The organism is Herbiconiux sp. SALV-R1 (assembly GCF_013113715.1).
Taxonomy (GTDB): domain Bacteria; phylum Actinomycetota; class Actinomycetes; order Actinomycetales; family Microbacteriaceae; genus Herbiconiux.
The window spans coordinates 3,116,798-3,128,492 of record NZ_CP053344.1 but is presented as its reverse complement, the minus strand read 5'-3'; the positions used below and the strand labels follow the sequence as shown (position 1 = coordinate 3,128,492).

At 72.5% G+C, this 11,695-nt stretch carries 10 protein-coding genes and 1 tRNA gene; 8 read left to right on the top strand and 3 right to left on the bottom strand.

Features of this window, described 5'->3' with window-relative positions; all coding sequences use genetic code 11:
• Positions 1–17 precede the first annotated feature (17 nt).
• The gene (locus HL652_RS14980; protein WP_171706052.1) at positions 18–953 is read right to left on the bottom strand and encodes a DMT family transporter; all 936 of its coding nucleotides are present in this window, start codon (positions 951–953) and stop codon (positions 18–20) included.
• Here HL652_RS14980 and HL652_RS14975 point away from each other — a divergent pair.
• The 4 genes from HL652_RS14975 (at position 952) to HL652_RS14960 (ending at position 6,363) form a co-directional block, all read left to right on the top strand.
• Positions 952–2,409 carry an aminotransferase-like domain-containing protein gene (locus HL652_RS14975; RefSeq protein WP_171706051.1) on the top strand — a complete coding sequence of 486 codons (1,458 nt, stop codon included), beginning with the start codon at positions 952–954 and terminating at the stop codon, positions 2,407–2,409. The two genes, HL652_RS14980 and HL652_RS14975, sit on opposite strands and share 2 nt — an antisense overlap.
• Positions 2,410–2,461: 52 nt before the next feature.
• A complete protein-coding gene (locus HL652_RS14970) occupies positions 2,462–3,838 on the top strand; it encodes an FAD-binding oxidoreductase (RefSeq protein ID WP_171706050.1) in 1,377 nt (458 codons plus the stop codon).
• 111 nt (positions 3,839–3,949) lie between these two features.
• The gene (locus tag HL652_RS14965; protein ID WP_253743323.1) at positions 3,950–5,428 is read left to right on the top strand and encodes an AAA family ATPase; all 1,479 of its coding nucleotides are present in this window, start codon (positions 3,950–3,952) and stop codon (positions 5,426–5,428) included.
• Positions 5,429–5,475: 47 nt separating this feature from the next.
• Positions 5,476–6,363, top strand: coding sequence for a DMT family transporter (locus HL652_RS14960; RefSeq protein WP_171706049.1), 888 nt, complete (start codon positions 5,476–5,478; stop codon positions 6,361–6,363).
• Here the strand turns inward: HL652_RS14960 and HL652_RS14955 are convergent.
• Together HL652_RS14955 and HL652_RS14950 are read right to left on the bottom strand one after the other, a co-directional pair.
• The gene (locus HL652_RS14955; RefSeq protein ID WP_171706048.1) at positions 6,317–6,997 is read right to left on the bottom strand and encodes an NUDIX domain-containing protein; all 681 of its coding nucleotides are present in this window, start codon (positions 6,995–6,997) and stop codon (positions 6,317–6,319) included. The genes HL652_RS14960 and HL652_RS14955 overlap by 47 nt on opposite strands.
• Positions 6,994–7,482, bottom strand: a complete 489-nt coding sequence (locus HL652_RS14950) for a YajQ family cyclic di-GMP-binding protein (protein WP_171706047.1) — start codon at positions 7,480–7,482, stop codon at positions 6,994–6,996. The genes HL652_RS14955 and HL652_RS14950 overlap by 4 nt, the downstream gene beginning before the upstream one ends.
• Positions 7,483–7,849: 367 nt before the next feature.
• Here HL652_RS14950 and HL652_RS14945 point away from each other — a divergent pair, with 367 nt between their 5' ends.
• The 4 genes from HL652_RS14945 to HL652_RS14930 all read left to right on the top strand — a co-directional run bounded on the left by HL652_RS14945 (position 7,850) and on the right by HL652_RS14930 (position 11,668).
• Entirely contained in the window at positions 7,850–8,620 is a 771-nt protein-coding gene (locus HL652_RS14945) for a lytic transglycosylase domain-containing protein (RefSeq protein ID WP_216603905.1), read from the top strand.
• A gap of 90 nt (positions 8,621–8,710) precedes the next feature.
• A tRNA-Tyr gene (locus tag HL652_RS14940) sits at positions 8,711–8,792 on the top strand.
• 85 nt (positions 8,793–8,877) lie between these two features.
• Positions 8,878–9,708: an inositol monophosphatase family protein gene (locus HL652_RS14935; RefSeq protein ID WP_171706045.1), complete on the top strand. Its 831-nt coding sequence runs from the start codon at positions 8,878–8,880 to the stop codon at positions 9,706–9,708.
• Between the two features lie 286 nt (positions 9,709–9,994).
• Positions 9,995–11,668 carry a M23 family metallopeptidase gene (locus HL652_RS14930; protein ID WP_171706044.1) on the top strand — a complete coding sequence of 558 codons (1,674 nt, stop codon included), beginning with the start codon at positions 9,995–9,997 and terminating at the stop codon, positions 11,666–11,668.
• Positions 11,669–11,695 lie beyond the last annotated feature (27 nt).

Sequence of the window (11,695 nt, the reverse complement as noted above, 5' to 3'; positions counted from 1 at the left end):
GGCCGGCTCGGGCCGGCTCAGGAACGACGGATGCGCGACCGCACCGCGAGGGCGGCGCACGCCACCACCGCCAGCGCGCCGACGGCCGTGGTGACGGTGAGCGGCTCGCCGAGCAGCAGCGCCGCCCACACCAGCGTGAGCACCGGCTGCACCAGCTGGATCTGCCCGATCGACGCGATCGGACCGATGGCGAGGCCGCGGTACCACGCAAAGAAGCCGAGGAACATGCTGACGCCGGCGAGGTAGGCGAACGCGAGCCAGCCCTGGAGCGGTGCGGTCGGCGGATGCTGCAGCACCGAGACCCCCGTCAGCACGAGCATCACGGGTGAGGCTGCGAGCAGGGCCCAGCAGATGACCTGCCACGAACCGATCTCGCGCGCCAGCAGGGCGCCCTCGGCGTAGCCGGTGCCCGCGGCGACGACGGCGCCGAGCAGCAGCAGGTCGGAGACGTGCAGCCCGCCGAAGCCACCCGACTCCACGACGGTGAAGGCGATCACCGCGACGGCCCCGGCGATCGACGCCACCCAGAACAGGCGGCTGGGCCGCTCGCGGCCGCGCAGCACCGCGACCACGGCGGTCGCCGCCGGGAGCAGCCCGATCACGACGGCGCCGTGGCTCGCGGGTGCCGTCTGCAGGGCGAACGAAGTGAGGAACGGAAAGCCCACCACCACCCCGGCGGCCACAAGCAGGATGCGCGGCCACAGTCGGCGGGCGGGCAGCGGCGACCGGGTGACCGCGAGCACGACGGCACCGAGCACAGCGGCGACGACCGCCCGGCCCGCGCCCACGGCGAGCGGGTCGAGGGTCTCGACCGCGACCTTCGTGAAAGGGAGGGTGAACGAGAAGGCGAGCACTCCGGCGAAGCCCCACGCGACTCCGGCGGCGCGCACGCGGGTGGGCGCGGGCGGTAGCGGTCGGGGTGGCGCTGCAGTAGCGCTATCATCAGGCTTCATGGGTCAGAGTAGCAGTTCGGCGCGGATCGCCGAAGAGCTCCGTCGCGAGATCGCCGGGCTCGCCGCGGGCAGCCGCCTGCCCTCCACCCGCGCGCTCGTCGAGCGCTTTGCCGCGAGCCCCGTCACCGTGCAGCACGCCGTGCGGGCTCTGGTGCGCGAGGGGCTCGTCGAGTCACGGCCGGGTGCCGGCACCTTCGTGCGGCGGGCGCGGCCCGCGTCGCGCGCCGACCTCTCCTGGCAGACCGCGGCGCTCGGCGCGGCGCGGGCGCAGGGCGCGGTGGTCGGGTCGACGTTGCAGACGCCGTCCGACGACGTGATCGCGCTGCACAGCGGGTACCCCGTCGACGACCTCCTTCCCGTGCGCGCGGTGCAGAACGCCCTCGCCCGGGCGGCCCGAACGCGGAGTGCGCTCGACCGGCCGCCCGCATCCGGTCTCGCCGAGCTGCGCTCGTGGTTCGCCGAAGAGCTCGCCGAGGCCACCCCCGCCACGGGGTCGGCGCCCACCGCCGCCGACGTCGTGGTGATGCCGGGCGGGCAGAGCGCCCTGTCGTCGGTGTTCCGCTCGCTGGCGCGGCCTGGCGACGCGATCGTGATGGAGTCGCCGGGGTATTGGGGGGCGATCGCCGCGGCGCGCCAGGCGGGGCTCGAGGTGGTGCCGGTGCCGCGGCGGCCGTCGCCCGCGCCGTCGACCGGCCACGGCTGGGCCGCCGTCGACCCGGTCGACCTCGCCGAGACCTTCGAGCGCACCAGGGCCCGCCTCTTCTACGCCATGCCGCATTTCGCCAACCCCACCGGCACCAGCTGGACGGAGGCCGACGCCACAGCGCTGCTCGAGGTGGTGCGGGCGCACGGCGCGTTCCTCATCGAAGACGACTGGGCCCACGACTTCGCCCTCGACGCCCCGGTGCGGCCCGTGGCCACCCGCGACGTCGACGGGCACGTCGTCTCGGTGCGGTCGCTCACCAAGAGCGTGTCGCCCGCCGTGCGCATCGCCGCCGTCGTCGCTCGCGGGGCGGCGCGGTCGCGCATCCTCACCGATCGCGTGGTCGACGGCCTCTACGTGAGCGGTGTGCTGCAGACCGCCGCTCTCGAAGTCGTCTCCTCGCCGGCCTGGCACCCGCATCTCAGACGGATGCGCGAACAGCTCCGCACCCGCCGCGACGCCCTGGCCGGGCTCGTCGACGAACTCCTGCCGCCGGGAACCCTCACCTCGGTGCCCCGCGGTGGACTCAACCTCTGGCTGCGCCTGCCCGACGGCGTCGAGTCGACCACCTATGTCGAGGCGTGCGCCCGCGCGGGCGTGCTCATCTCGCCGGGGCCCGAATGGTTCCCGGCTGAGGACCCGGAGTCGCACGTGCGACTGAACTACTCCGGGCCCGCCCCGGGGCGCTTCGAGGAGGCGGTGCGCATCATGGCGCGCGAGCTCGCGGGATTGCAGCGATTGCGCGAACGTTGAAGGGCCCTGCGACACCGTCGACGGGCGAGACCCCGTCGCTACTGTTCCAGGCATGACCTTCACCGCAGATGACCTCGACACCCTCTCCACCTCCCTCGACGGGCCGCTGTTCGCCCGGGGCGACGCCGCCCTCCCGGCAGAAGTCGCCGGCTTCAACACCACGGTCGTGCACGACCCCGACCTCGTCGTCGGCGCCGCGAGCGAGGCCGACGTGGTCGCCGCCGTGCGCTTCGCGACCCGGCACGGCCTGCCCGTGCGCGTGCTCGCCACCGGGCACGGCGGCTTCAGCCCCGTCGTCGACGGCGTGCTCGTCACCACCTCGCGGCTCGATCAGCTCGACATCGACCCCGAGACCCGTCGGGCGACCGTGGGGGCGGGGCTGCGCTGGCGCCCCGTCGTAGCAGCGGCGGCCGAGCACGGTCTCGCACCCGTGACCGGGTCGAGCGACAGCGTGGGCGTGGTCGGCTACACGACCGGGGGCGGCCTCGGGCCGTTCGCCCGCACGCTCGGCTTCTCCTCCGACTGGGTGCGCTCGTTCCGGGTGGTGACGGCGGGGGGCGAGCTCGTCACGGCGTCGGAGTCGTCGCATCCCGAGATGTTCTGGGCGCTCCGCGGCGGCAAGGGCGGACTCGGGGTGGTGACCTCGATCGAGTTCGAGCTGGTGCCGCTCACCTCCTTCTACGGGGGCTCCCTGTTCTTCGACGCCGAGCACATCCCCGCCGTGCTGCGGGCCTGGGCCGCGTTCACCGAGACCGCCCCGGTGGAGGCGACCTCCTCCGTCGCCGTGGTGCGCTTCCCGCCCTTCGACGAGATCCCCGCTCCGCTGCGGGGGAAGACCGCCGTCTCGCTGCGCTTCGCCTACCTCGGCGACTCGGAGGCGGGAGCTGCCGTCTTCCAGCCTCTCCGCGACGTCGCTCCCGCGTTCCTCGGTGCCGTCGACGTGATGCCCGCTGCCGCCGTGGCGATGGTGCACAACGACCCCGACCAGCCGGGCCCGGTGTGGGACAGGGGCATGATGCTCGACTCCGTCGACGACGGCTTCGTCGACGCCTTCCTCGAGGCGTTCGGGCCCGGGCGCGAGCTGCCGCTCATCGCCGCCGAACTGCGGCACGTGGGCGGCGCCACCTCCCGCGACGTGCCCGGGGGCAGCGCGGTCGGCGGTCGTGACGCCGGCTACACGATGGTGATGATCGGGGCACCCGACCCCGGGCTGTTCGACACCGTGCTCCCGCGGGTGGCCGACGGCATCACCGAGCTGCTGCGGCCTTGGATCTCGGCCTCGACGAACATCAACTTCGCCGGCGATCTCTCGGTGCCCGGTGCGTACGAGGCCGCCTGGCCGGCCGACGTCTTCGGCCGCCTCGCCGAGGTGCGTCGCAGCTACGACCCCGCGGGCGTCTTCCCGTACCCGCCGCGAGCCGCCGTCTGAGCCGCGTCCGCGGCTGAGCGCGCGCGCGTCTGGTGCAACCGGATGCGCGGCCGGCACTGTCGGCGGCCCCGGCTACAGTAGTCGACGACATCCGACCGGGAGGAGCAGCTCGTGGACGAGCAGACGCAGGAGTTCGCCGAGACCTTCACCCGCTTCCTCCGGCAGGCGATGGAGCAGATGGGCCCGCCCGCCGACGGGCTCACTCCCCTCGGCGAGCTCGTGCAGGAGCACCTGGGGCGCGACGTGACCGAGCTGCCGGTCGTGGAGCAGGTCGTCGCCCCGCACCGGCTCGTCGACGCCGACCTCGCGCTGGCGGCGCTCGCCGAACCGAGCGGCGCGACGCCGATCGGTGTCACGGGTGGGCAGATGCGCGACCAGTCGTGGCTGCCCGAGCTGCTCAACGGCGCGATGCACACCCCGTTCGCTTCCGGCCCGGTCGACTATGTCTCGGTGCCCGACGGGCCCGACTCGGTGCGCCGCGTGATGTCGTTCGGGCTCTACCTGATGCGCTGGGAGGGTGCCCCTCTCGTCGCTCTCCAGCGCGGCGCGCGGCCGGAGCGAGGCCGCGGGCACGCCTCCGTCGAGGTGCTCGCCGCCGACCCCGAGGCGGCGAGCCGCTTCCTGCAGGAGCTCGTGCGGCTCATGCAGTCGCTGTCGGTGCTGCGCGGGCAGGTGCTGTCGTTCACAGGCAACCAGTACGAGTCGAACGCCGCGGGAGCCACCTTCCTGCCGCGGCCCCGCGTCGCCGCCGACGACGTCATCCTCGCCCCTGGCGTGCTCGAGGCCATCGCCCGGCACGTCGTAGGGGTGGGGGAGCAGCGGGAGGCTCTCCTCGTCGCCGGCCAGCACCTCAAGCGCGGGGTGCTGCTCTACGGGCCGCCCGGAACCGGCAAGACGCTCACGGTACGGCACCTGCTCGCCCGCACGCCGGGAACGACGGCGGTGCTGCTGACCGGCACGAGCATCCGGTTCATCACCGAGGCGGCCGAGCTCGCCCGGGCCATGCAGCCCGCCCTGGTCGTGCTCGAAGACGTCGATCTGGTGGCGATGGAGCGCGGCATGTACGGGCCGCAGCCGCTGCTGTTCGCCGTGCTCGACGCCCTCGACGGGCTCGACGGCGACGCCGACGTGGCGTTCGTGCTCACCACGAACCGGGTGGAGGTGCTCGAGCGCGCGCTCGCCGAGCGGCCGGGGCGCGTCGACCTCGCCGTCGAGATACCGCTGCCCGACGACGAGTCGCGGCGGCGGCTGTTCCGTCGCTACGCCGAGGGGCTGGAGTTCAGCGACGGGGCGCTCGACGCCGCTGCCGACCGCTCGGCCGGCACCACGGGCTCGTTCGCGAAGGAGCTCATGCGCCGGGCTGTGCTCGCGGCGGCGGAGGCGGGCCGGGAGCCCGTCGACGCCGACCTCGCGGAGGCGCTCGACGGGCTGCTCTCCGAGGGTGCGCACCTCACCAGGCGGTTGCTCGGGAGCGCGGGCGACGCCGGGCCGGAGGGTGGAGAGGGCGAGGCGGAAGTACTCGCCGGACGCTCCGGCTGGGTCGCCTACGCGCCGATGAGCGGCGCGACGTTCACCGGTACGACCGACTAGTTCGGGCCGAGACTCGACCGAGGGACCCGAGGGCGCACAATGGAGCGGTGACTCGCCGCGGCATCCTGCTCTTCGCCGCCCTCGGCATCGCCTGGGGCATCCCGTACCTCTTCATCAAGATCGCCGTCGGCGAGTTGCAGCCCGAGATGGTGGTGCTCGCCCGCTCGGGGCTCGCGGCGGTGCTGCTCCTGCCGGTCGCGCTGCTCCGCCGCGAGGTGCTGCCCGTGCTGCGGCGGTGGAAGCCGCTGCTCGTGTACACGGCGCTCGAGATCGTCATCCCCTGGTACTTCCTCAGCTCGGCCGAGCAGAAGCTGCCGAGCTCGACCGCGGGGCTGCTGCTCGCCGCGGTGCCGCTCGCGGGGGTGGGGGTTGCGTTCCTGATGGGGCGGCCGAGCCGGCTCTCACGCCTCAACTGGCTCGGGATGGCGGTCGGGATGCTCGGCGTCGCCGCACTCGTCGGCCTCGACGTCGGCGGCAGCGACCTGCTGGCCGTGGGCGAGATGGCGTTCGTGGTCGTCGGCTACGCGGCAGGGCCCGCCGTGCTCGCGCGGTACATGTCCGACCTCCCCGGCATCGGCGTGGTCGCGGTCTCGCTGGCGCTGACCGCGGTGGTCTACGTGCCGTTCGTGCTGCTGCGCGGGGCGTGGCCGACGGCCTGGCCCTCGAGCGAGGTGATCGTCTCCATCGTGGTGCTGGCGGTGGTGTGCAGTGCCCTCGCGTTCATCCTCATGGTCGCGTTGGTGGGGGAGATCGGCCCCATCAAGGCCACGGCCATCACCTACGTCAACCCGGCGGTCGCCATCCTCGCCGGGGTGCTGGTGCTGCGGGAACCGGTGACGGTGTGGACGATCGTGGGGTTCGCGCTGGTGCTCTCGGGCTCCTACCTCGTCACGCGGCGAACGGCCCTCGAAGTGCCGCCCACTGCAGCAGCATGATGGTCTTCGCGTCGATGATGTCGTCTCCGATGCGGGAGAGGGCGTCGTCGATGTCGAGCTCGACCAGCTCGATGTCTTCGCCTTCGTCGGCGAGCCCGCCGCCCGCATCCGCTCGTTCCTCCGACCGGTAGGGCGCGGCGAAGAAGAACAGCTTCTCGGTGATCGAACCCGGGCTCATATAGGCGTCGAAGACGTGCTCGACCTCGCCGATCTCGTAGCCGGTCTCCTCGCGGGCCTCGCGGCGGATGGCGGCCTCGGGCTCGTCTTCGTCGAGCAGGCCCGCCGGGAGTTCGAGCAGGTTGCCGTCAGGATGCCCGTTGACGTAGGCGGGGAAGCGGAACTGGCGGATGAGCAGCACGGTGCGGCGAGCGGCGTCGTGCAGCAGGATGGTGGCGCCGTTGCCGCGGTCGTAGGTCTCGCGCTCCTCGACGGAGCGATGGCCGTCGCTGTGCTCGAACTCGAAGCGGGTGGTGCGGGTGACGTACCAGTTCGAGCTGAGGAGGGTGACGTCGAGCACCTTCACGCGCGGGTTGCCGGTGAGGTCGCGGCCCGTCTGGTCGAGGCCGGTGCGGCCGCGGCGGTCGGGGATGTCGATGCCGGGGCGGCCGGCGCCGACCGGGGTCTCGCTGCTCACCGGAAGTTGATGAACTGCAGCGCCACGTCGAGGTCGGCGCCCTTCAGCAGCGCCATCGTCGCCTGCAGGTCGTCGCGGCTCTTCGACGACACCCGCAGCTCGTCGCCCTGGATCTGCGACTTCACGCTCTTCGGCGCCTCGTCGCGGATGAGCTTGTTGATCTTCTTCGCGTCGTCTTGCGCGATGCCGTTCTTCATCGACGCCTCGATGCGGAACTCCTTGCCGGAGGGGAACGGCTCACCCGCGTCGAGCGACCGCAGCGAGATGCCGCGCTTGATGAGCTTCGACTCGAACACCTCGAGGATGGCCTTCACGCGCTCCTCGGAGGAGGCTTTCATGAGCACCTTCTCGCCGCTCCACTCGATCGACGCGCCCACGTTCTTGAAGTCGTAGCGCTGCGCCACCTCTTTCTGCGCCTGGTTGAGGGCGTTGTCCGCCTCCATCTTGTCGACCTTGCTGACCACGTCAAACGATGAATCTGCCATGCCCTCATTTTACGCGGCTTCCCCCGCCCCTCCCATTGTGACGATCACTCGACTTCTGTACTATCGAGCGATCGGGGGAGAAATGAGGAACTTCGATGTCAGCCGAACCCGACTACTTCACGGGCAAGAGCCTCGTCGCCTGGTGGAAGGGCGAGAATGACGTCCGGCGCTTCGCGTAGACGACGACGTCGACGTTCTAGACGAACGGCCGACGGCTCGCAGCACCACCAGTGTGCCGTCTTCTGGACTCATGATCGACGGCTCGCTGCCGCTGCCGGGGGCCTGGAGATGGTCTCGCTCTGACTCGGTGGGGGTTGTCAGGGGGGTCTGGTTGGGTGGGGGGATGGGTGTGTGGGGGAGAGCGGTCGTGGGGGTGGTAATGGTGGGGGTCGTCGCGGGGGTGGTGAGCGGATGCACGGGGCGCGTCGGCGGTGATGGTGGGCCCGATGCGACGTTCGCGGTGTATGCAGAGGCGCAGCGCGCATCCGGTGTCGGGGAGTTCGGGGAGGGCAGCGACCGGGCCGAGGGCGGCGACGGAGTCGGTGGGGTCACGAGTGCCGAGCTGCCCGACCCCGCGTGGCTCGACAGGGTAGCCGAGGCCACCGGCATTCCGCGGCGGGCCCTGCAGGGCTACGCGGGTGCGGCGCTCGTGATCGCCGAGCAGCAGCCCGAATGCCACCTGGGGTGGAACACGCTTGCCGGCATCGGCTGGGTGGAGTCGCACCACGGAACGATCTTCGGTGGCAGCATCCAGCCCGACGGGCGCACCAGCGACCTCATCATCGGGGTGCCCCTCGACGGGCAGGGCTTCCAGGAGATACCCGACTCCGACGGGGGAGCCGTCGACGGCGACACCGAGTGGGACAGGGCGGTCGGCCCCCTGCAGTTCGTGCCCACGACCTGGGCGGCCTGGGCCACCGAGGCCAACGGCGACGGGGTGCCCGACATCCACAACATCGACGACTCCTCGCTCTCGGCGGCCGGGTACCTCTGCTACTCCGGCGGCGACCTCGGCACCGAGCAGGGGTGGCGCGACGCCATCGCCGCGTACAACGAGTCGCCCGCCTACCTCGACGAGGTGCTCGAGTTCGCCGATCGCTACGCCGCCGAGGCGGAGGATGCGCCTGCCTCGAACTGACCTGCGCCCGCGATTTCGCGCTGGTGCCCGGCCCGGGTATATTTGTCCAGCGCCTTCGGTTGTGTTGTTCGACGTGGTCGGGTGCGCCCTGGCGGGTTACCCAAGTGGCCAAAGGGATCTGACTGTAAATCAGACTGCTTCGCATTCGGGGGTTCGAATCCCTCACCCGCCACCGACAGAACCCTCGCGGCCGCGGGGGTTCTCGTGTTTCCGGGGCTCCGGAGACCAGCCGCCACCATCGAACGGAAACAGACGACATGCCTGCCACCGATCCCGCCGAACTCCTCGCCCTCGCCCGGTCGATCGCCGTCGATGCGGGGGAGCTCATCCGGCGCCGTCGCGCCGAGGGCGTCACCGTCGCCGCCACGAAGTCGACGCCGCAAGACGTCGTGACCTTCGCCGACCGCGAGTCGGAGGACTACATCCGCGGCCGGCTCGCCGAGGCGCGCCCCGACGACGGGTTCTTCGGCGAGGAGTCCGACGCCACCCCCGGCCGCTCCGGCATCACGTGGGTCGTCGACCCCATCGACGGCACCGTCAACTACCTCTACGACATCCCGGCCTACGCCGTCAGCATCGCCGCCGTCGAGGGCGACCCCGCAGACCCCTCCACCTGGACCACCCTCGCGGGCTGCGTCGTCAACCCCGTGCTCGGCGAGGTCTTCTCGGCCTCCCACGGCGGCGGCGCCCACCTCGGCGAGCGTGCCCTCGCGGTGAACACGGATGTCGCGCTGGCGCAGGCGCTCGTGGGCACCGGCTTCGCCTACAGCGCCGAACTGCGGGTGAAGCAGGGCGCCGTGGTGACGGGCCTGGTGGGGCGGGTGCGCGACATCCGCCGGGCGGGGTCGGCGGCCCTCGACCTGTGCTCGGTGGCGGCGGGCCGGCTCGACGCCTACGCCGAACGCGGGCTCAACCCCTGGGACTACGCGGCCGGCGCCCTCATCGTGCGTGAGGCGGGTGGCGTGGCCGCCGGTTTCGCGGGCGCGGCGCCCGGCTCGGTGATGACCCTCGCGGGCGACGCCGCCCTGCTCGCCGAGCTCGAGCCGCTCGTGTTCGAGCTGCATCGGAATGCCGGTCTGCCGCTCTGATCGTGCGTGACACTCCGCTCAGCTGTGGATCTGTTGCGTGAGGTGGAGTTACGGCGAGGGCCTCGATACCCTTGACGGAGCCGAAATCTCGTGATCCGAGTCGGCTCACCCACTCACTCCCGTCCTTCGAGACGACCCGCCGACCCGACGATCTACGGAGACACCCGAACCTGTGGCACGGACGACTTCACGCCCGGATGACGACGCATCCCCTCGCGAGGCACCCGGTTCGACGAAGCAGCCCTCCACCCTCCCTTCTCGCAGGAGCCTGCGCACCCCGGCCCCTGTGAACACAGAAGCGGATGCTCCTGCCGCCACCCCGAAGCGCACCGGCCGCCGTGCCGGCACCCCTGAGGTCGTTGCCGACGAGCCCACCGCTCCGGCTCGCAAGGCGGGCCGCCGCGCGGGCGCTGCGCCCGTCGAGGGGTCGGCGCCCATCGAGCCGTCCGCTCCGCGCGAGGCTGCGCCCGCTCCGAAGACGACGGGCCGCCGGGCCGGCGCTGCGGCGATCGACGACGAGTCGCCCTCGGTACGCAGCGCAGCGGGGCGCCGAGCGCGGGCCGCCGCCGAGCCGGCACCCCAGGCGGATGTCGTGGCCGCGAGCTCGGTCGCCGCGCCCCGACCTCACACGCAGCGCGGCGGTCGACGTGCCGCCGAGACCTTCTCCGACGAGACCTCGCGCACCCCGGCCGGGCGCCGGGCGAAAGCGGCGGCTGTCGCCGCTGCCGCTGCGTCCTCTTCGGCGCAGTGTGCGTCTGAAGCGGCACCCGTCCCGGTTCCGCCCGTGTCGCCAGCCGCTGCCGAGCCCGCCGCCGTGGCCGATCTCGTCATCGAGGTCGAGCCCGTCTCTCCGACCGGGCACGACACCGTCGACGTCGTCGCCGAGGTGGAGGCGGTCTCCGCGCCGGTCGTCTCGAAGCCTGTGTCGCGCCGCACGCTGCGTGGCGCGGGGGTCGACGGCCCCGCATCCGACACCGTCGCGGCCGCCACCGACGCAGCCAGCAGGAGCGCCACCGCTCCGGTGCGCTCGCGCCGCCGTGCTGCTCCCTCCGACGGCCCAGGCGCCGACACGTCGGGCGCCACCGACGAGCCCGGCATCACCGACAAGCCCGGTGCCGCCGACCAGCCCGGCGCCACCGATAGACCTGGCGCCGCCGACAAGTCGGGCGCCACTGACAGGTCCGGCGCCGCCGACAAGCCGGATGCTCCGCGCAGCGCGCCCGGCGGGCGGCGCAGCCGCCGCGGCGACACCGCGAAGGGCGCCTTCAGCGTCGTCGCCATGCTCTTCGCCGCGGGCATCGCCGTCGCCACGACCATGCCCGCCTCCGCCTTCCACGCGGCCACCATCGCCACCGGAGCGATCGCACCCTCCGTCGCCGGCGACCTCGCCGCAGCGCTGCCCGGCCAGGAGCTCACCACCGGCTCCCAGACCCTCGCCTCCGACATCACCCGCGACGGCTACGGGGTGCGCGACCTGGCCGCGCTCCGCGCCGCCGGCTACCGCATCGCCGACACGTTCACGAACAACCCGAACGGCACCGTCCAGTGGCCGTTCCCCGTCGGCGTGCCCATCAGCGACGGCTTCGGCCACCGCGAGTCGCCCGGGGGCATCGGCAGCACCGACCACAAGGGCGTCGACTTCACACCGGGCCAGGGCACGACCATCCAGGCCATCGCCGACGGCGTGGTGCGCCTGGTGCAGGCGAGCGACAACGGCGGCCTCGGCGTCTACGTCATCATCGACCACGTCATCGACGGGCAGGCCATCTCGAGCGTCTACGGGCACATGTTCACCGGCTCCGTCGAGGTCACCGAGGGTCAGGTCGTGAAGGTCGCCCAGCCGGTCGGCAAAGTCGGCAACACGGGCACCTCCACCGGCGCGCACCTGCACTTCGAGGTGCGCCTCGACGGCGTCACCCCCGTCGACCCCTTCGCCTGGCTGCAGGCCAACGCCAACTGACCCCGCGCATCCGCTGACCTAGCGTCA